This window comes from Roseimicrobium sp. ORNL1, assembly GCF_011044495.1.
GTDB lineage: Bacteria > Verrucomicrobiota > Verrucomicrobiia > Verrucomicrobiales > Verrucomicrobiaceae > Roseimicrobium.
On the sequence record NZ_CP049143.1, the window covers coordinates 3,481,809 to 3,502,256 of the forward strand.

The following is a 20,448-nucleotide window of genomic DNA, read 5'->3' on the forward strand; positions in this document are numbered from 1 at the left end:
ACAATGTTTCCCTGCTCTGGCAAGGGTGGAGGCAGGTCATTTGCTTGCTGGAGCGGCTTCCAGCGGCTCGCCCCTGATGGGTTTGAAACAATAAACCGCTACACTACTCCTTTGATCCCCACCTTTACTTTTGTCCCTGCACCCTCCGCACTCACTACCTCCAGATCTGCGCCCATCTTCTTTGTTCGCTCCTGCATCCCGCGAATTCCGAAGTGCCCATCCAGTGCTCGTGCTACAGAAGGGTCGAATCCTTTTCCATCATCGGTGATGACAAGGTTTAGCGAGTTGGTGCTGGGATCTGAAGCCAGCGAAACAGACACATTCCTTGCTTGAGCATACTTCAGCGCATTATTCACCGCCTCACGCGTGATGCGCAGGAGATGATGCTGCACCAGCGGCGGCACCTTTAACTCAGTGATATTACTCTCAAACTTCAAGGGTACCGCCGTGTTCACCTGCAAGTGCTCCATCAGCGAGCGCAACGCCGCATCCAGCGGCGCATCTTGTCGCGAGGCATCACGGAGGTCCCATACAAAATCGCGCGTGTCCGTCTGCAACCTTCCCAGCAAACGCCGCTGCTGATCCAGCAGGCCGTGCGCCTTTTCATCCGTCACGCGAGGCAGCGCGGCATCCAGTCGCAAGGATAGCCCTGCAAGCTCCTGCTCCAGGGTGTCATGAAACTCGCGCGCGATGCGCTGGCGTTCTTCCATGATGGCCTCACGCTGGGCCTTCGCCTCGATGACCGCGAACTGCCGCGAGACCTGCCGACGCAGCAGCGCGATCCAAATCAATGCGAGTAGCGCCAGCGCCACCAGAGCGGCAAAAGCCAGGCCGATGCGCTCGGAGTTCCACCACGGAGTGCTGCGGAGGATGACCACATCCTCCGGACCGCGTGGCCACAGTCGATACGCGGTGGGCTTCGCCCGATAACCGTCGCTGCGGGTGGCGGTCACGCGGCTCAGCCCGGTCACGCGCAGCAGAGCGCCGCTCTGCACCTCCCGTGGCAGGACCGTGGGTGAGGTGACCTCGATGCTTACCGGCCCAGCCTGGGTGACAAGCTCCGTGCCGTGATCGCGGTCGATACGCTGTGCGACCTGCACCTCTGTCGTAATCAAGTCCGCATCTCGTCCATCCTGCAGGCCACCCGGGTTTTCCACCGTGGGCTGGGGAACAGGCTCGCTGCCTACCACACGGCACTCCGCCTCGGTCAGATGCGCGCTGAAGACACCCATCTCAGGAAATCCCAGAGCCTCCACCACATCACCCGCCTTGATGCCCGTGTCATCCGTCTGGACGAAGACACTCTCATCCCCCTGACGCAGGAAGAGACCACCGGCGACCGGGGCGCTCAGCGCCACACCCTGAATCTTCACCCGATGTGCATTGGGGATGGCACGCTGCAACTCGGGCAGGGGAAGGGGAGGCGACTTGAAGGCCTCCGTCGGTGGCCGCTTGAGCAGTTCTACATCATCGATGCTGCGCACGCGGATGTAGGGCGCGACCAGTTCTCGCCGATCATTGATATCGCCCGCCGCCAAGCCTTTGATGCGCAGTTCCGCATCCACCCAGGGCGGGAGTTCCGTGGGAACTTCATCGAACCGCACCTCGACCACTTTCGCGCCGGTCAGCAGCCGCAGGGTGAAGGCGTTTTCCCCCACACGATGCAGCGAGCGTCCAACGCCGGAAAGCGTCACGTAGTGATAGTGGTATCTTCCGGAGGCCAGGTCATCCTGCGTAATCTCCCGCGGCGCCGGCGGTGGCTCATACCGTCCCAGAAACTCGATGGTTTCAGGCTTGATGCCGCCAATGATGAGACCGCTGTGAGTGACTCCCTTTACCCGAAGGCGCGTGCCAATGGCCGGTCGCGGATTGGACTTCGCCGCACGGATGAAGGTCACCCCTGTATCATCTTGGAGGAAGATGGTGTTTCCCGGATCCATGAAGGTCACCACTGCATCCAGGGACACCGGCGGTGGGTCGCCGTCCTTGGGTGTCACGTGCGCCGAAATGTCACGCGCCGTGGTGAGCGTCTGCACCGGTGACTGCGCCCCGAGAGGAAGGCAAAAGACCGCTAGACTCCACAGCAGCACCTTCGCAAACGCGATGCGGCTGAAGGAAGAAGGCGGCCAGACGGGCACAGGCATGGTGATGGTGGGACAACTCTTATCCCACCAAAGCACAAGGTGCCACACCTGGGTAGCGCGATGACTGCAGGTGCCAGCTAGGCGGCAGGGCCTTTCTTTCCAGAGATGAGACGGAAGAGCAGTAGAATCAGAATCGCGCCCACGACCGAGGCAAGGAACCCGGCGGGCTCATTGGGCGCATACCAGCCCAGTTGACGACCAAGGAAACCGGCGACAAAGGCACCCGCGATGCCCAGCAGCATGGTGATGATGCAGCCACCCGGATCACGCCCCGGGGTGAGGAACTTGGCGATGGCCCCGACAACGAGGCCGATGATGAGTGTCCAGAGGAATTCGCCCATGGTAGGAGTGAGTTGAGTTATCGCACGTTCTGACCGGACATCCGGTCTGACGTTGAATCGTCTTGCGCGGTTTTTCTGGCCTCATGGTCGGGGAAGTTCACCTCCGTGGATGAGACCTTGCAAGTGCGGAGCCGCCGTGCGCGTATTCGGGGGACGCATGCGTTGCAGCTTCCTCTACATCCTCATCACCTTTGGCGCCGTCCTCTCCGGCCCAATCCGTTCTTCCCAAGGCGCCGACTCAGACAGGCACGTCATCCTCATCAGTGTGGATGGCATGGCGCACTACTACTTCGACGACCCAAAGGCCGAGATGCCGACCATCCGGCGCCTGGCGGCTGAGGGAGCGCGAGCGAAGCAGATGACCACTTCACTGCCCACGGTCACCTGGCCGAATCACACCACCCTTGTCACCGGGGTGCATGCAGGGAAGCACGGCGTGATTGGAAATGACTTCTTCGACCGCAAGGAGCAGAAGGTCGTGGCCTACATTCCCGACCCGGTGTTCAACAAGGACGAAATCGTCAAGACGCCCACCATCTACGACGTGGCTCATGACGCGGGCCTGAGCACTGCCGGCGTCTGCTGGCCCGCCTCTCGTGGGGCGAAGACCTGGAACTGGACCATCCCGGATGTATTCGAGCAGGCGACCTTTGAGCAATACAGCACACCTTCCCTCCTGGCCGAGTGCCGGGAAGCAGGCATCCCCTACGAGAAGCAAAATGAATGGTGCAAGCTCGGCACTGCTGGCAAGCCCATGCGCGACTGGCTGTATGCCAATGTCGCCACCCACATCATCCGTAAACACAAGCCGGGACTCATGTGCCTGCATTACATGAGCGTGGATGGTCTCCAGCACGGTTACGGCAGCAAGACTCCCGAAGCCTATTGGGCCATCAATGACTCGGACAACCGTGTGCGCCAGATCGTGGAGGCCGTGGAAGAGGCGGGCCTGAAAGACAAGACCACCTTCGTGGTCACGGCGGACCACGGCTTCATCACCTACAAGAAGCGCATCCAGCCGAATGTCCTGCTGAAGAAGGAAGGTCTCATCAAGGCCGCGCTGGGGAACAAGGTCACCGAACGCCGCGTCTGGTGCCATGCTCAGGGCGTGGCCTACATCTACGTCTTGGATCAAGCGAACCGTGAAGCCCTCTTGAAGGACATCACTCCGAAACTCGCCGCCATGGAGGGCATCGAGGAAGTGATTGAAGAAAAGGACTTCGCCAAGTACGGCCTGGAAACTGCGGCCAAGGACCCACGCATGCCGGACCTCATTCTCTCGCCGAAGGACGGTTATGTCATCGGTGCCGATGTCGGCGGTGATGAAGTAGTAGTCTCCGCAGGAGAGGCCAAGGGCGCACACGGCTACTCCCCGGCAAATCCCCTCATGGATGCCAGCTTTGTCATCAGCGGCGCAGGCATCAAGAAGGGTGTGGTGCTTGATAAGATTGCCAACATCGATGTGGCTCCCACCATCGCAAAACTCCTCGGCGTGGAAATCAAAGGTGCAGATGGCCGCGTTCTCACGGAGGTGCTGAAATGAAAATCTTTTCACCGTTCGTCACCCCCTGTCTCACGCTGGCACTTCTGGCTTGCGACGCCCTCGCGGCGGCCGAGTCACGCGTTGCTGCCAATGATATCGCCGCCTTCGAGGCTGCGGTGGGAGCTGCCAAGGCGGGAGACACCATCATCCTCGATGCCGGAGAGTGGAAGGACGCCACGCTCGTATTGAAAGGGGAGGGGAGCAAAGACAAGCCCATCACGCTGCGCGCGGCCTCTCCTGGTGCAGTGAAGTTCACCGGCGACAGCAGTTTGCGCCTCGCTGGCCAACATCTGATGGTGGAGGGATTGTGGTTTCACAATTGCTTCCCCCTGAAGTGGGATGTCGTGATGTTCCGCGAAGACTCAAAGAACCTCGCCAGCCACTGCAAGCTGCGTGATTGTGCCATCACGCAGGACGCGGAAACAAAGGACAGCAAGGAACGGAAGTGGGTCTCTCTCTATGGCCTCGGGAATGTGGTGGAACACTGCCACTTTGAAGGAAAAACCAGCAAGGGCACTCTGCTGGTAGCCTGGCTGCCAGAGGCTGCCGGTGAACCTCCGAAACATGAAATCCTGAACAACTACTTCGGCCCCCGTCCCCGGCTGGGGAAGAACGGCGGTGAAATCATCCGTCTGGGCGATAGCGATACCTCGATGCAGGAAGCTCAATGCGTGGTCCGCGGAAACCTGTTTGAGAAGTGTGATGGCGAGGTGGAGTGCATCTCCAACAAGTCGTGCGGCAACGAGTATGGCGGCAATTCGTTCATCGAGTGCCAGGGCACGCTCACCCTCCGTCACGGCAATGGCTGCCTGGTCATGCAGAACTGGTTCGACGGGAAGAATCGCAAGTTCACCGGCGGCATCCGCATCATCGGGGAGAACCACACCGTGACCGGCAACCACCTCCAGAATCTCGAAGGTGATGAGGCCCGCACGGCCATCTGCGTGATGAATGGCATCAAGGATTCCCCCGCGAATGGTTATCTTCAGGTGAAGAACGCGGTCGTGGCAAGCAACTCCATCTTTGACTGCAAACACAGTGTTCTCATCGGCTATGCGGACAAGGATGTGCAGGCGCTCATGCCTCCAGAATGTCGCTTTGAGGGAAACTCCATTCGCACGCGCGGAGGGGTGGCCATTGAGTTGATCGAGCCCGCTGCCAAGTTGAAGTGGATGAGCAACATCATCGGAGGTGGAGAGTCTGGGTTATCGGTGAGTGAAGGCATCACCATGGTGGCTCCAGAGAAGGTGTCGCAAGCCAGATTGGCCAAACCCGTGAATCGTGCAGATGTCGGAGTGAAGTGGATGCCTCCTGCGGCGAAATAATCCGCATTTTGGCAAGAGTAGGGCAGGTGCTTATCTCGCGATAGGCGGAATAGTTGCATCCATGCAGCATGCAATTTTTCGCATCGATAACGTCATGGAACTATTTGGCCCGTAATTGTAGATGAAGTCACGCAAGGGTCGAATGGGGTGCGAGATCTTATCGTCGAATGGAGAAGCAAGCCGAGGTCTGCCGTCACTGGTGACGGAGTACACCGAAGCTTGTAAAATCCCAAACCCCCTTGAACCATGAAACTGCCAGTAATTGCCTTGTGCACGATGCTCGCCGCGACCGCTGTCCCGGCGAAAGCGGATACGAGCGACTATCGCACGGCGGAGTTCAATGGTGCCCCGGGCCGGGCGCAGACGCTGGTCTATAACGGCGATGCCTCCGATGCCCAATTGGTGAAAAATAGACACCGACACCATTATCACAACTCCCGATACCGATACCGCGACTACAATCGCCACTACTATGGTCGTTCGTACTACAGGCCCTACTATTATGGGCGCCCGTACTACTACGATCCGTACCGCTACTCCTACCCGCGCAGCAGTTTCTATCTCCGCATCTTCTAATGGCGATGCAGTAGTATTGAACTGACGAATCGTGCAAAACTGATTCTAGAAACGCAAACGCAACAGGCGGCACCTACTCGGTGCCGCCTGCTTTATTTGCTGGAGGGATGTTGTGGCGGGATGCGACGACCACCGCTTACTTCACATAGTCCGCTGGCTTCTTGCCCTTCACATTCGTGCCAAAGCCGTACATGGTGGCCGCGTAGTCACCGATGATATCCACGTTGGCCTTCTCAGGCACTTCCAGTCCGGTGAAGGCGTACGCGGCATTCACCACCACGCGGCGCAGGTCTTCGTTCTTCAGATCCGTGGCAGCGCCCATGGTGCTGGTGAAGATCTTGTTCGTCTTGCCCGCTTCGTTTTTGTACTCGCGGGTCCAGATGACCGGCATCATCGGGGTGTTCACGTCCTGGGTCGCTTTGTCACTCGCACGCGGCTTGGTGTAGGCGGCGGGCTTGGAGTCGGGCGTCATGCCGGAGAGCACCTGGCCACGCACGAGGATCCTCGCATCGGCTGGGGGATAGGCCTCATACACATCGCTGTCACCGAAGAGATTCGTCACCCCACGCAGGATGGGGTCGCTCTTCGCGGCTTCTTCAATCACCCCCTTGGTCGCCTCGGACTTGTGCTTGCCCCAGTGGGTGACCCAGGTCTCGCCCAGCACATTCTTGCCGAAGCCGCCTTTCCATTCAGGACTGGTCCAGCCGTACTTCGCGTATGGGGACTTGGAGTCTTTGGGATAGTTGAAGGCATGCGTGCTGGTGCGCAGCGCGATGATCGGCTTCCCGGCGAGATAATAGTCCGCGAAGTGCTTCATCAGCTCATCCGTCGGCGCACGGAAGCGCCAGAGCATGATGCACAGGTCTGCTTGGTCCAGCGCTTCCATGCCGGGCAGGTTGCTGGCATTCTTCGGCTCGATCTCACCCGTGGCCGGGTCGATGCTCCACACCACCGTGCACGTGAATCCGTGCTTCTCCGCGAGGATCTTCGCCAGCATGGGCATCACTTCCTCGGAGCGGTATTCTTCATCGCCCGCCAGCAGGACGACCTTCTTCCCTTTTCCGGGACCGTCCTTTCCTTCAAGGGTGACCTGGGCCGGCGCAACGACCGCAGCCGTGGCACAGAGAAGAGCAGTGGTGAAAAGGGTGCGTAGTTTCATGAGGGAATGATGCATCAACAAACGGACGTGGAGGCGGAGTCTAGCAGCAGGGGAATAACACGGGGAAGGGATTTCTGGACAAAGGCATGCTGGTGGGTTCCAGACTGATTTTGCCTTCAGTTTGGGAAGGCCTGAGGCCCTTCGTCCACCCCCTTGGAGCTTGGCCACCTCTCGGGCTGACGTTCCACCCGAACAAGGAATGGCCGCAAAAGAACGCAAAGGACGCAAAAAAGAGGGAGCTGAATCGTGTGAAGGTAGCCGGGTGGCTGACAGGACATGGCAGATGCTTTCAGACTTTTGTGTTCTTTGCGTTCTTTTGCGGCCATTCCGATAAGCAGACCACGCCTGTCATGGCCGAGACGTCAACTACCCGCCAACGTCCTTGCAAACAGCTCCATCCTCGCGCATGGAAGACGTTCGCATGAACGTCTGGAACTACGCCAACCCTCAACTCAAAGACCTCGTCTCCTACAAGCCTGGAAAGCCCATCGAGGAGCTGGCCCGTGAGCGCGGCCTGAAGCCGGAGGACATCATCAAGATGGCCTCCAATGAGAACCCCCTCGGCCCCTCGCCGAAGGCCATGGAAGCCATGCAGCAGGCCATGACCCAGGCGCACATCTATCCGGACGGCTTCGGCTTCAAGCTCCGCGACGCCCTGGCGAAGAAGTTCAATGTCGGCATTGGCCAGATCGTGCTGGGCAATGGCTCCAACGAAATCATCGAGTTCATCGGCCACGCTTTCCTCAAGCCGGGCGACAACATCATCACCGCCGAGCACGCCTTCGTGGTGTACAAGCTGATGGCCACGCTCTTCGGCGCGGAAACCATCGAGATCCCGGACCCTGGCTTCGTCCATGACCTGGACGCCATGCTGGCGGCTGTCACGCCCCAGACCAAGGAGCTTTTCATCGCGAATCCAAACAACCCCACGGGCACCATGGTGACCACGGACGCGCTGGAGCGCTTCATGGACAAGGTGCCGGATCACGTGGTGGTGGTCATCGATGAGGCCTACTACGAGTTCGTGAATGAGCCGCAGGACACCATGAAGTTCGTGCGCGAAGGCCGGAACGTCATTCTCCTCCGCACCTTCTCGAAGATTCAGGGTCTCGCCGGCCTGCGCATCGGCTACGGCATCGGCACGGAGGATCTCATCGGCGTGCTGCACAAGACCCGCCAGCCTTTCAATGCGAACTCCATCGCACAAGCGGGTGCCGTCGCCGGCTTGCTGGATGAAGAGCACCAGAATCGCACCAAGCAGATCACGGACGAAGGCCGCACCTACTTCGAGCAGGAGTTCGCCGCCATGGGGCTCCCGTTTGTGAAGAGCCACGCGAACTTCGTGCTTGTGCAGGTGGGCGATGGCGATGCCGTCTTCCAGAAGATGCTGGACAAGGGCGTCATCGTCCGCGCCATGGCCGAATACAAGCTGCCCGACTGGGTGCGCATTTCGGTGGGCACCATGGAGCAGAACAAGCGTTGCATCGCCACGCTGCGCGGCATCCTTGGCAAGTAACTGCCACCGTTGGTTCAGTTCCGTTATGACAGACACCATCGCCGCCATCAGCACCGCCTTTGGCGAGGCGGCGATCAGTGTGCTGCGCGTCTCCGGACCGGAAGCCGTCAGGGTGGGGGACAACATCTTTCGCGGGAAGAGTCCCGTGCCAGAGCTGTCCCCACGCATGCAGCACCTGGGCCGCATCGTGGATGCGAATGATGCCACGGTAGACTCCGTGCTGCTCACCGTGTTCCGCGGACCCGCGAGCTACACGGGCGAGGACATGGTGGAGATCTCCTGCCACGGCGGCGTCCTCGTCACGCGCCGCATCTATGAATTGCTCCTCGCAAACGGAGCCCGCGCCGCCGAGCCGGGAGAGTTCACCCAGCGCGCTTTCCTGAATGGGAAGCTGGACCTCACGCAGGCGGAAGCGGTCATGGATCTCATCCATGCCCAGAGCGAACTGGCCCTGCAGGCTGCTTCCCAACAGCTCGAAGGAAGGCTGGGCCACACCGCAGAGCAGATGCGCGAGGACCTCATCCATCTGCTCGCGCACCTGGAGGCCTACATTGATTTCCCGGAGGAGGACATCGATCCGGACACGGGCGATGCTATGCTGAAACGCATGGAGGCGCTGCAATCCACGCTGCGCTCCCTCCTTGATACCGCCGAGCACGGACGCATCCTGCGCAGTGGCGCACGCACGGTAATCTGCGGTGAGCCCAATGTCGGGAAATCTTCCCTGCTGAATCTCCTCACTGGCTTCGAGCGTGCCATCGTGAGCCCGCAGGCAGGCACCACCCGAGATACCATTGAGGAAGTGCTACACATCCACGGCTTGCCCTTCCGCCTCGTGGATACCGCAGGCCTGCGTCAGCACACGAGCGACTTCATCGAGCAGCACGGCATGGAGCGCACGCGCAAGGAACTCGCCCAAGCGGACGTGATTCTCGAAGTGGTGGACGGCAGCAAGCCCCAAGCCGAGGCGCATCGTGTGCCCATTCCCGCTGGCCGTGAGAAGGCGCATGTGGTCATCTTGAACAAAGCCGACCTCGGCATTCATGACTCCTGGAGCAGCGCCCCTGCCGTGGCCCTCTCCTGTGCCAGCGCTCAAGGCGTGGAAGCACTCCGCAATGCCATGCGCGATGCTGTGTGGAGTGGCGCTGTGTCAGGAAACGCACAGCTCGTCGCCATCAACGCTCGCCATAAAGCGTGCTTCGAGCGTGCCGCCGCCGCGTTGCGTGAAGCCGCCGAAACCTTCCGCGCCGGAACCGGCACCGAGTTTGTCGCGCTTCATGTGCGCGAAGCCATGCAGTCCATCGGCGAAGTAACCGGTCGTGTGGATGTGGAGGAAGTGCTGGGCGCGATCTTCAGCACGTTCTGTATTGGCAAGTAAGAAGGTAAAAGGCTTCTCCAGAAACCTTTCAGTGCGGCAGGATGTGTGGGCTCGTCCTCATGGTAGATCCCAAATTGCAGTGGCGACGTGCTGTTCCCCTCCACGAACTCCCATCCAAGGCTTCTGGAGAAGCCTTCTACACTTCAGCAGCAGCCATACTTTCCTTGCTGCTTCCGCAAGGAGTGCTTCTCAAGAGTCGTTGTTTGCGCTTCTCTTTTCCCGTATGGCATCCTCAGCCTCACTTTCTCCCCTCGACAGCGCACGTAAAAAGGCCTTCTGGCGTTTGCTGCCCATTCTTTTTGTCAGCTACCTCATTGCCTACATTGATCGGAACAATGTGGCAGTGGCGAAGCTGAACATGCGGGATGATCTTCCGTGGTTTGATGAAGCCGTGTTTGGATTGGGGACAGGCCTCTTCTTCTGGGGGTATTTCTTGCTGGAGATTCCCGGCAGCCTCATGGTGGAGAAGTGGAGCGCGCGGAAGTGGATCTGCCGCATCATGGTCACTTGGGGCATCATCGCAGCGCTCACGGCTGCAGTTACCACGAAATACGAGTACTATACCGTGCGGTTTTTCCTGGGTCTTGCGGAAGCTGGCTTCTTCCCCGGTGTCATCGTGTATCTCACCCATTGGTTCCCACGGAGGGACCGCGGCAGAGCCCTCTCCATTTTCCTTGTGGCGACGCCCGCCGCCCAGGTAATCAACCCTCTGGTCGCCCGGCTCATCTTGCCCATCGGTTCCACCAAGATGGTGGATGGAGTGGCCGTTTCACAACCTGAACTCTGGGGATTGGAGGGCTGGCAGTGGCTTTACATCATGTGGGGGATACCCGCCGTCGTGCTGGGGGTGATCGTTCTGTTCTTTCTCACGGACAGGCCGCATCAGGCAAAGTGGCTCACTGCTGAAGAGCGGGAGGCGCTGGAGAGTGAACTGGAGCGCGAGCGGGCTGAAACCCGGAAGGGCAAGCGCATGACCATCCTGGAGGCATTCTCCCATCCCAAGGTGCTTCTGCTCACTCTCGCGTATTTCTGCGTGGTGACCTGCAGCTACGGCATGGAGTACTTCATGCCCTCCATCATCAAGGAATGGTATGCCATGGATATCAAGCAGCTGATGCTGTTCATCATCCTGCCGCCTACGGTGGCCCTGCTGGCACAGCTTGCGGGTGGATGGAGTTCCGACCACTTCAAGGAGCGTCGTTTCCATGCGGTGGTCCCGCTGGTGATTGGGGCCTGCGCCATTTTCGCCCTGCCCCTGACCAAGGGAAATGTGTGGGTCACCGTCGGGCTTATGATGGTGGGGTTTGCAGGGTTTAAGGGCTACATGCCTGCCTTTTGGTCCCTGCCGAGCATCTTTCTGGTGGAGGCCGCGGCGGCCAGCAGTATCGGCCTCATCAATTCCGTGGGTAATCTCGGCGGCTTCTGGGGTTCCTACTTGATGGGCAAATCGAGGCACGACACCGGCTCCTACGATCTCGGGTTGACCTATCTCAGTGCCTCGATGCTTTGCTCAGCGATCATCATCTTTTTCCTGGGACTTGGGAAAAAGGAAACCAGGTCGCCGTGACGGTTACGACAAGTTTTCATGACTCTTGGGGCGGGTGGTTTCCTTCCCGTCTGTGCGGAACTACGTGAAACTTCACTTTTCATTCCCGTAAAACGTGCTCACTATCGGCGCTCAGTGATCTGATCACCCCTGTGCCCTTCCTTTGAGCAAAATGAGAAAGAAAACCCCTGACTGGTCCATCGAGGAATCCGCCAACACCTACGGCATCCGCGAATGGGGGAACAAGTACTTCGACATCTCCTCCAAAGGTGAGGTCGTCGTGCACCTGCGCGATGGTACCAAGACCAAGGCGGTCAGCATTCCCGACATCGTGCGCGGCATGAAGGAGCGCGGCATGCAGCTCCCCGTGCTCATCCGTTTTGGCGACCTCCTGCGGTGGCGTATCGAGGAGTTGAATGAAGGTTTTGGCACCGCCATCCGCGAGGCGAATTACCGTGGCAAGTATCGCGGCGTCTATCCCATCAAGGTCAACCAGCAGCAGGAAGTCATCGAAGAGGTGACCAAGTACGGGCGGAAGTACCACTACGGTCTTGAGGCTGGCAGCAAGCCGGAACTCATCGCCGCGCTGGCCTACATGCAGGACCCGGAGGCTTACATCGTCTGCAACGGCTACAAGGACGAAGAATTCATCGACCTCGCCCTCTATGCCCGGAAGATGGGCATCCAGGTGCTCATGGTGCTGGAAATGCCCAGCGAGCTGGATCTCATCCTCGAGCGCAGCAAGAAGCTTGGCATCGAGCCTGCCCTCGGCGTGCGCATTCGTCTTACCACGGAGAGTGCCGGTCACTGGAGCGAGAGCGGTGGTGAAAAGAGCGTCTTCGGTCTGAACATTGCCCAAGTCATGGCGGCCGTGGACAAGCTGCGCGAGCGCGGCATGCTCCACTGCCTGCGCATGCTCCACTACCACCAGGGCTCGCAGATTCCCAGCATCCGCGCGATTCGTAATGCCGCCGTCGAAGGCGCCCGCGTCTATGTGGGTCTCGTGCAGGAAGGTGCCAAGATGGGTATCCTGGACCTCGGTGGCGGTCTGGCCATCAGCTACGACGGCCTGAAGAACAGCTCCGGCGGCAGCAGTGACTACGGCACCAAGGAATACTGCGCGGACGTCATCGAAGCCATCAGCGAAGTCACGGATGAAGCAGGGATTGAGCACCCGGATATCATCACGGAATCCGGTCGCGCCGTGGTGGCCTACTACTCCGTGCTGGTCATCAACGTGCTGGACATCAACCGCTACGAAGCCAGCGGCATCAAGCGCCTGCCCAAGAAGCCACCAGCGTTGCTGAAGAACATTTTCGACCTTCGCGCCAAGGCCCTCGGCAATGGCACGAACCCGACGCGCGAGTACATCCAGGAGATTTACAATGATGCGGTGTACTACCGCGAGAAGATCCGCTCCGAGTTCCACTCGGGCAAGATCACCCTGCGCCAGCGTGCCTTGGGCGAGGAGCTCTATTGGGAAATCCTCACCTGGGTCTCCGGCAAGATGAAGGAGGGCGGCTTCGGCAGCGAGCAGATGGAGCGCCTCGAGGCGGTGCAAACGGATTACTACTACGGAAACTTCAGTGTGTTCCAGAGTCTTCCCGACTCCTGGGCCATCGATCAGCTTTTCCCCGTGATGCCCATTCACCGTCTCGGTGAGAAGCCCACGCGTCCCGTCGTGCTCAGCGACATCACCTGCGACTCGGACGGCAAGATGGATCGCTTCATCCACTCGCAGGATATCCACAGCACGCTGCCGCTGCATGATGTGAATCTTCAGGACGACTACATGCTCGGCATCTTCCTTGTAGGCGCGTATCAGGAAACCCTGGGTGACCTGCACAATCTGCTGGGAGATACCAATGTGGTCAGTGTCCGCATTGAGGGCGGCCGCCTCAAGTACACGCGCGAACTGGAAGGCGATACCGTTTCGGAGGTGCTCAGTTACGTGGAGTACGATCCGAAGGAGCTTGCCCGCCGCTTCCGTGTGCTCGCCGAGGAGGCCGTGGTGAAGAAGCACATCTCCGCCCGCGAACGCTTCGAAATCATGGAGGCCTACGAAGGCGGGCTGCGCGGTTATACGTACTTCGAGAGTTAATGTGACGATTCTGTCATTGAGCGTTCTCTCCATTCTCGCCGCCATTCGCTACATGTTGAATGGCGGCGTCGCCCACTTAACTCCTCACTCTTAACACTTAACTTTTCTTTCCATGTCCCATCGAGTCCTCATCATCGGAGCCGGCGGCGTCGGCCGCGTCGTCGTTCACAAGTGCGCCCAGCTTCCCGAGGTCTTCGGCGAAATCATGCTGGCCAGCCGTACCAAGTCCAAGTGCGACGCCATTGCCGCTGAGCTGAAGCGTCCCATCCAGACCGCAGCCGTGGACGCGGACAACGTTCCCGAGCTCGTGAAGCTGCTGAAGGAGTTCAAACCGGAAGTGGTCATCAACGTCGCTCTCCCGTACCAGGACCTCACCATCATGGACGCGTGCCTGGAAGCGGGCGTGCACTACATCGACACCGCGAACTACGAGCCGCGCGATGTCGCCAAGTTCGAGTACCACTGGCAGTGGGCCTACCAGGAAAAGTTCAAGGCCGCCGGTCTCACCGCGCTGCTCGGCTGTGGCTTCGACCCCGGCGTGACGAATGTGTACACCGCGTACGCTATGAAGCACCACTTCAGCAAGATCGACACGCTGGACATCATCGACTGCAATGCAGGCGACCACGGCAAGGCCTTCGCCACGAACTTCAACCCCGAGATCAACCTCCGCGAAGTCACCGCGAACGGTCGTTACTGGCAGGATGGCAAGTGGGTGGAAACCAAGCCGCTGGAGATCAAGCGCAGCTTCGACTTCCCGGATGGCATTGGCCCGAAGAACATCTACTGCCTCTACCACGAGGAGCTGGAATCGCTCGTGAAGCACTTCGACATCCGTCGCGCTCGCTTCTGGATGACCTTTGGCGACAACTACATCAAGCACATGGAAGTGCTGGTGAACGTGGGCATGACCCGTATCGATCCCGTGGTGCACAAGGGCGTGGAAATCATCCCCATTGAGTTCCTCAAGACCCTGCTTCCCGAGCCCGGCACCCTCGGCCCCGATACCAAGGGCAAGACCTGCATCGGCAACTGGATCGAAGGCACTGGCAAGGACGGCAAGTTCAAGCGCTACTACGTGTACAACATCAAGGACCACGAGGACTGCTATGCCGAGACGAACAGCCAGGGCGTGAGCTACACCACCGGTGTGCCCGCCATGATCGCCGCCCGCCAGCTTCTCACCAATCCCTCCGAGTACCGCCAGCCCGGCGTCTGGAACGTCGAGCAGCTCAACCCGGATCCCTTCATGGAAGACCTGAACAAGTACGGTCTGCCCTGGGTGGAAACGTACCCGACCGAGCCGCTGCCGGGAGAGAAGTAATTCTCCTCAACGCGTAGTTTGCCATAGTAGGTAGGCCCACCTGCCCGACACGGCCCTGGGAGCGCTGAACTCTGGCCGGCGTATTCGTGGCAACTGCGCTGCATACCATAGCCACCCAGCAACGCCGGCCGGAGGCCAGCGCTCCCAGGGCTCATGGGCGTCGTTGATGTTCAACTGTCTGCGCCGTCCCATTTGAAAACTACGCCACCTCATGTAGCGTACCGACCCCTTCGTTCTTACCCCGCGAAGGTCACCCTCCATGAGAATCATCCGCTACACCGACGCCGAATACGCCAATGAGTCACGACGTCTTGACCGCCGTGCAGAAGCGTCTGACCGCGTACGGGAAGTGGTGTCATCCGTCATCAAGGACATCCGCGAGCGCGGAGACGCAGCCCTGCTCGAACTGACGAAGAAGTTCGACGGCGCGGACCTCACGCCTGATACGCTTGCCATTCCTCTCGCGGAGGCTGAAATGGCCATTGATGCGCTCGAACCCCGCGTGCGCGAGGCCCTCGAAGCTTCCAAGCGGAATGTGCAGACCTTTGCCCAGCAATCCATGCGCAAGGCCTGGTCCATGACCAACGAACAAGGCGCCGAAGTGGGTGAGGTGTTTCACCCGTTCGAGCGCGTGGGCGTCTACGTCCCCGGTGGCACCGCGCCGCTGGTGAGCACGGCCATCATGACCGTGGCCATCGCTGCTGCAGCAGGAGTGCCTGAAATCGTGGTGTGCAGCCCTTGCGGCAAGGACGGTCAGGTGAATCCCAATCTACTCGCCGCCTTGCGCCTGGCTGGCGCCACGGAAATCTATCGCGTGGGCGGCTCCCAGGCCATCGCTGCCATGGCCTTCGGCACGGAGACCATCAAGCCCGTGACCAAAATCTTTGGCCCCGGCAACAGCTACGTCGTGGAAGCGAAGCGCCAGGCTTTCGGGGTTGTCTCCATCGACCTGCTTCCCGGGCCGAGCGAAGTGTTGGTGCTCGCGGACAAGAGCGCGAATCCCGCCTTCATCGCCGCAGATCTCCTCGCCCAAGCCGAGCACGGCAAAGACAGCGGTGCTGGCTTCCTCACGGATGACGCGGCCCTGCTCGAGGCCGTGCTGAAGGAAGTCGAGACGCAGGGTGCCAAGCTCTCTCGCCAGGACATGGTGCGCAGCGTGCTGGACAAGGAATGCTTCCTCATGCTCGTGCCTACGCTCGAAGAAGGCGCGGAGATCGTGAACAACTACGCGCCGGAGCATCTGAGCCTCATCACCGAGCGCGAGCAGGACATCCTCCCGCTCATCCGCACGGCGGGCGCCATCTTTCTGGGCAATTACTCGCCCGTGGCCGTCGGCGACTTCCTCGCCGGACCCAGCCACACCCTGCCGACCGGCGGGGCAGGGAAGTCCTTCCCCGGTCTCACCGTGGACATGTTCCAGCGCCGTACCAGCATGGTGCGTCTCTCCAAGGAAGCCTGCGCCAAATCCGAACCCGTGGTCCGCATCTTCAGCGAGATCGAAGGGCTGGATGCGCACGGGAATTCCGTGACGGTGCGCTCAGTTTAAGATAAAAGGCCACCATGCGTATCATGGTGGCCGTCTTCTTGACGTGTTGTTTTCTTTCGGGTTGTCGTCATGTGGCAAGCCCGCAGGCGGACGATCTCGATGCCTTCATAGCGGCCGGTTTTGACGATGTGACAGTGTATGCCATCGATTCGAGCAGGCCGATACACCCCGCGAGCATGGAGGTGGGGGACTACGCTCAATGGATCTCCCAGGTGGACAGCACCCATTTCCACCGTTTTCCCATCCGCAAACAGATCGTAGTCACCGATCAAGCCGCGGGGCGAAATCTCGCCTCGGCAGCCTCAGCGGGCATGCGGCAGTGGGCTGCGGGAGCCAAATGCTTTGAGCCGCATCATGGCCTCCGGGTGCGAAAGGGGGACACCTGCTTCGACCTCGTCATCTGCTACAGCTGCGATCACGTGGAGGTATGGAGCGCCTCCGACCGTGGGAAGATCGTGACCACCTCAGACAAGTCCCAATCTGCCCTCGATGCGGTATTGAAACGCGCCAAGCCGTAGGCCCTCTCGAGGGTGGGGTCCGTACAGATTCATCTAGTGCTGCCAGCCTTCAATTTTGAAGTTCCTTTCAGCAAGCTTTCGTTTGCTCTTGCCCGACAGCGGACGAAACCACACTTCAAAACGGGCGGCGTAGGGTTGGCCCCAGTCTCCTTCGTATATCGTAAACCCAGCCTTGGCACCAAATCGTTCAGCGGGATTGGATGACCATAGGAGACGGGTCGTTGACGCATCTTCCAGGTTGGCAACGGATAGGGGTGTTCCCTTCGTCACTTCGAATGCCTTCAAGTACACCCAACCTGGCTCGCCTGGGTTGAGTGCATACACGACCTCGTAGGTTCCCCGCTGCATGCCCCTCCGCAATCGGAAGGGTTGGTTGTCGCTGCCAGCAAAGCGGCGGGCCAGGTCTCGGTTTTTGCCCCGAGCCGTTGAGATGGAAGCTTCGGGATCCTTCGCAAACTCAGAGAACTCCTTTTCCAGTGCGCTCACCGTCACTTTGGTCACGCGGCGCTCGGGCTTGCTGGATTCCTCAAAAATTTCCACCCACACGCCACCGCATTCAATCATCACCCGGCTTTCAGGGAGGGTGTTGCCCATGTTCATCTCTGCTTTCACCGGCTTGGAGCCTTCTTCGACGTGCTGCACTGTGTAACGACTCCACTGCTTGCGATCGAGGCAGATGAGGCAGCGGGTTTGGAAACGGGCACCGTCGTCAAAGTCCGAGATGTAACCGTGCATCTCATCGCGAGGTTCTCCTCCGTAGCTCCAGCGTCTGGCTGCGAAGAGGTTCCCCTGCTCAATGAAAACGTGCCAATCTGGGGAAGCTTCGAGATATTCGAGGAGCGCCTTGGCATGGTCCGTTGATGCCCGGCGCAAAGAGGGCATGTACGGTGTGAATTCCACAACATCGCTTCCCGGGACAGCCAGTGTAGCGCGCACATCGGCCTGGAGATCGTCAACCTCTAGGTCACCTGTTTCCACCATGGAATCGGTTGGATCTTTATCGGGCTCTGCGATTTCGATCCCTTCCGGAATCTTCAGGTCGTCGGCGAAATGGTCCATGGGCGGACCAAAGAGTGAGAGCAATACGATGAATCCAAACGACACCAGGGCGGAAAATGCCAGCGCTGCGAATCGTAGGATGGCAAATACCGCCCCTGCCCATCGTCTTTCGACAAGTCTGGCGACACATTGGACCAGAAAATAGAGCAGCGTGGCGCCCAAGATGGCCAGTGAGAACCACATGAAAATTGTCAATCCACTGGCGATGGCCAAGAACATGAGAAGAAGCGGCGCTCCCGCGCCTATCAAAAGAGGAATCCAGTTCCAGGGAGCGATGCGTCGTTCTCTTCCTGCACTGATGGTGAAGTTGGGCGGCGCGGATTCCATGGACGTGTGACCTGCGGTACTTGGAACCGACAGAAGACATGAGGGACCGCAAAAATCACGAGGAAACTCGTGGTGCTTGAGAATCTGGTTACAGTTCTCTATCCTCGGCTCCCATGAGCACTTCTCCGTCGGCCCACCTGGTCGCTTACGTCCAACGGCTCATACAGGAGACATTCGAGGTCTCAGAAGCCGAGGCGAAGGACCGCGCCGCGGGGTTCGTGGCGCTTGCAGAGGGCTTGGGTACACCAGGGACGGCTGCAGAAATGGATTGGCTCTACCGGGTTCGCAAAGATTTGGGGAGGACCTTGAAATGGCGCTCCGAGACGGTGAAACTGGAGTTTGAGACGGCGCAAAAACAAGCGGTGAAAGCCTACGAACTGCTGATAGACCCGAACAAGGGCGGCGGATGGATTTCTATCTGACCATGGCTCGGAGCTGTCAGGACCGCACTTCATTTTGACAACTCCCACCGCCCCCGTTAAAACGGCGGGCGCGTTTCGCCACAGCCACTGCGGCATCAGCAACCAGACAGAAGCAGAAGCCCCACTCTCCCTCACTTACACACACTCACACCATCATGAGCGCCAATCCCGCCAAGAAGATCATTAACGACCCCCTCAAGTGTGCCGACGAACTCTTCGATGGCCTGGTGCTCGCCTATGACGGCAAGGCCCGCAAAGTCGGCACACGCTCCATCGTGATGAACGACCTGCGCCCGGACGCCCCTGCGCTGCTCATCGGTGGTGGCGCGGGCCATGAGCCCATCTACCACGGCCTCGTGGGCAAGGGCATGGCAGACGGCGCCGCCGTCGGCGACATCTTTGCGGCTCCTCCTCCCGACATCGTACTGGACGCCACCCAGGCCGTGAACCGCGGCAAGGGCGTGCTGTATCTCTACGGCAACTACGCTGGCGACGTGATGAACTTCGACATCGGCGCGGAACTCGCCGCTGAAGAAGGCATTGAGGTGAAGACGGTCATCATCAATGACGACGTCGCCTCTGCGCCCCTGGATGCCAAGCACAACCGCCGTGGTGTGGCTGGCCTCGTGCCGGTCGTGAAGCTCGCAGGCGCCGCCGCCACCGTGGTAGATTCGCTGGATGAGCTCGCCCGCATCGCCCAGAAGGCCGTGGACCACACCCGCACCGTGGGTGTCTCCACCAAGCCCGGCAGCATTCCTGCCACCGGCCAGCCTACGTTCGAACTCGCGGATGATGTCATCGGCCTCGGCATGGGCATCCACGGTGAGAAGGGCGTGGGCCTCATCCCCATGTGCACCGCGGACGAACTCGCTCCCAAGATGCTCGACATCATCTTCGGCGACGACCTTCCGCTGAACGCGGGCGACGAGATCGTGTTCTTCGTGAACAGCCTCGGGAGTACCCACATGATGGAACTGCTCATCATGCTGCGCGCCGCCAAGCCCATCCTCGAAAAGCGCGGTATCAAAATCCACCAGACCATCGTGGACAGCATCGTCACCTGCCAGGAGATGGCCGGGGTGTCCTTCAGCGTCACCAAGCTCGACGCCGAGCTAAAGAAGCTCTGGGACCTTCCTTGCGAAAGCGTGGGCTACACCAAGCTGTAAGCCGCTCGGGACCCGTAACACTTTCATCTAGAATCACGAGAACGGAGCCTGCGAGGGCTCCGTTTTTTGTTGTCTGTGGAGGGGAGCTTTCCGCGTGGGGATGCTTCTGCGAACACGCTGAAGAGCTTACGGCTGCCCACCCGGGCCTAAATTTCGGGATCATTGCACACTGACATGGAAAATCCGTGCACGGTGCAATCAATCACAACGTGCGACAACAAAGGCGGGATCCTGTTATAAGCTTCATCATGAACTGCTTGTGAGTGCCGAAGGGTGTTTGGCCCAATCCCTGCCCAATAAGGAGGGGAGAGCGTCTGAGCGTTCTCGCGAACCAAACTCCACAACATGAAAACACGACTCCTTTTGATCACCCCGGTACTCATGCTGGGTCTCGCCGCTTGCAAAGAAAGTCCCCGTGAGCAGGCCCGCGAAGCCCGGGAAGAGGCGCGCGAAGAGG

General features: G+C 59.6%; 16 protein-coding genes. 12 read left to right on the plus strand and 4 right to left on the minus strand.

The genetic code is table 11. The features are described 5' to 3' along the window. Nucleotides 1-98 precede the first annotated feature (98 nt). Together G5S37_RS13945 and G5S37_RS13950 are read right to left on the minus strand one after the other, a co-directional pair. A complete protein-coding gene (locus G5S37_RS13945) occupies nt 99-2,144 on the minus strand; it encodes a sensor histidine kinase (RefSeq protein ID WP_165204903.1) in 2,046 nt (681 codons plus the stop codon). 77 nt (nt 2,145-2,221) lie between these two features. After that, nucleotides 2,222-2,485, minus strand: a complete 264-nt coding sequence (locus tag G5S37_RS13950; protein ID WP_165204905.1) for a GlsB/YeaQ/YmgE family stress response membrane protein — start codon at nt 2,483-2,485, stop codon at nt 2,222-2,224. Between the two features lie 157 nt (nt 2,486-2,642). Between G5S37_RS13950 and G5S37_RS13955 the strand changes: the two genes are divergently transcribed. The 3 genes from G5S37_RS13955 to G5S37_RS13965 all read left to right on the plus strand — a co-directional run bounded on the left by G5S37_RS13955 (nt 2,643) and on the right by G5S37_RS13965 (nt 5,929). Next, nucleotides 2,643-4,028, plus strand: a complete 1,386-nt coding sequence (locus G5S37_RS13955) for an alkaline phosphatase family protein (RefSeq protein ID WP_165204907.1) — start codon at nt 2,643-2,645, stop codon at nt 4,026-4,028. Continuing rightward, on the plus strand, nt 4,025-5,353 hold the full coding sequence (locus G5S37_RS13960) for a polysaccharide lyase 6 family protein (protein ID WP_165204909.1): 1,329 nt from the start codon (nt 4,025-4,027) through the stop codon (nt 5,351-5,353). Before G5S37_RS13955 ends, G5S37_RS13960 begins: the two co-directional genes overlap by 4 nt. Before the next feature lie 246 nt (nt 5,354-5,599). Next, entirely contained in the window at nt 5,600-5,929 is a 330-nt protein-coding gene (locus G5S37_RS13965; protein ID WP_165204911.1) for a hypothetical protein, read from the plus strand. A 136-nt stretch (nt 5,930-6,065) separates the two neighbouring features. On the opposite strand, the gene G5S37_RS13970 is transcribed toward G5S37_RS13965, so the two are convergent. After that, on the minus strand, nt 6,066-7,088 hold the full coding sequence (locus G5S37_RS13970) for a ThuA domain-containing protein (protein WP_165204913.1): 1,023 nt from the start codon (nt 7,086-7,088) through the stop codon (nt 6,066-6,068). A gap of 421 nt (nt 7,089-7,509) precedes the next feature. On the opposite strand from G5S37_RS13970, the gene hisC reads away from it, so the two are divergent. The 7 genes from hisC to G5S37_RS14005 all read left to right on the plus strand — a co-directional run bounded on the left by hisC (nt 7,510) and on the right by G5S37_RS14005 (nt 17,017). Further along, the gene (hisC, locus tag G5S37_RS13975; protein WP_165204915.1) at nt 7,510-8,604 is read left to right on the plus strand and encodes a histidinol-phosphate transaminase; all 1,095 of its coding nucleotides are present in this window, start codon (nt 7,510-7,512) and stop codon (nt 8,602-8,604) included. 25 nt (nt 8,605-8,629) lie between these two features. Beyond that, nucleotides 8,630-9,982, plus strand: a complete 1,353-nt coding sequence (mnmE, locus tag G5S37_RS13980) for a tRNA uridine-5-carboxymethylaminomethyl(34) synthesis GTPase MnmE (RefSeq protein ID WP_165204917.1) — start codon at nt 8,630-8,632, stop codon at nt 9,980-9,982. A 223-nt stretch (nt 9,983-10,205) separates the two neighbouring features. Then, on the plus strand, nt 10,206-11,549 hold the full coding sequence (locus tag G5S37_RS13985; RefSeq protein WP_165204919.1) for an MFS transporter: 1,344 nt from the start codon (nt 10,206-10,208) through the stop codon (nt 11,547-11,549). A 151-nt stretch (nt 11,550-11,700) separates the two neighbouring features. Continuing rightward, nucleotides 11,701-13,629, plus strand: a complete 1,929-nt coding sequence (speA, locus tag G5S37_RS13990; RefSeq protein ID WP_165204921.1) for a biosynthetic arginine decarboxylase — start codon at nt 11,701-11,703, stop codon at nt 13,627-13,629. Between the two features lie 112 nt (nt 13,630-13,741). Beyond that, a complete protein-coding gene (locus G5S37_RS13995) occupies nt 13,742-14,953 on the plus strand; it encodes a saccharopine dehydrogenase family protein (RefSeq protein WP_165204923.1) in 1,212 nt (403 codons plus the stop codon). Between the two features lie 259 nt (nt 14,954-15,212). Continuing rightward, the gene (hisD, locus tag G5S37_RS14000) at nt 15,213-16,499 is read left to right on the plus strand and encodes a histidinol dehydrogenase (protein WP_165204925.1); all 1,287 of its coding nucleotides are present in this window, start codon (nt 15,213-15,215) and stop codon (nt 16,497-16,499) included. Nucleotides 16,500-16,570: 71 nt separating this feature from the next. Then, the gene (locus tag G5S37_RS14005) at nt 16,571-17,017 is read left to right on the plus strand and encodes a hypothetical protein (protein ID WP_206026447.1); all 447 of its coding nucleotides are present in this window, start codon (nt 16,571-16,573) and stop codon (nt 17,015-17,017) included. A 33-nt stretch (nt 17,018-17,050) separates the two neighbouring features. Here G5S37_RS14005 and G5S37_RS14010 read toward each other — a convergent pair whose 3' ends face one another. Next, a complete protein-coding gene (locus G5S37_RS14010; protein ID WP_165204929.1) occupies nt 17,051-18,403 on the minus strand; it encodes a hypothetical protein in 1,353 nt (450 codons plus the stop codon). Between the two features lie 113 nt (nt 18,404-18,516). Between G5S37_RS14010 and G5S37_RS14015 the strand changes: the two genes are divergently transcribed. Then, nucleotides 18,517-18,825, plus strand: coding sequence for a hypothetical protein (locus G5S37_RS14015; RefSeq protein ID WP_165204931.1), 309 nt, complete (start codon nt 18,517-18,519; stop codon nt 18,823-18,825). Nucleotides 18,826-18,980: 155 nt separating this feature from the next. Continuing rightward, nucleotides 18,981-19,991 (plus strand): dihydroxyacetone kinase subunit DhaK, encoded by a 1,011-nt coding sequence (locus tag G5S37_RS14020; RefSeq protein WP_165204933.1) that lies wholly within the window; start codon nt 18,981-18,983, stop codon nt 19,989-19,991. Nucleotides 19,992-20,448: the final 457 nt, after the last annotated feature.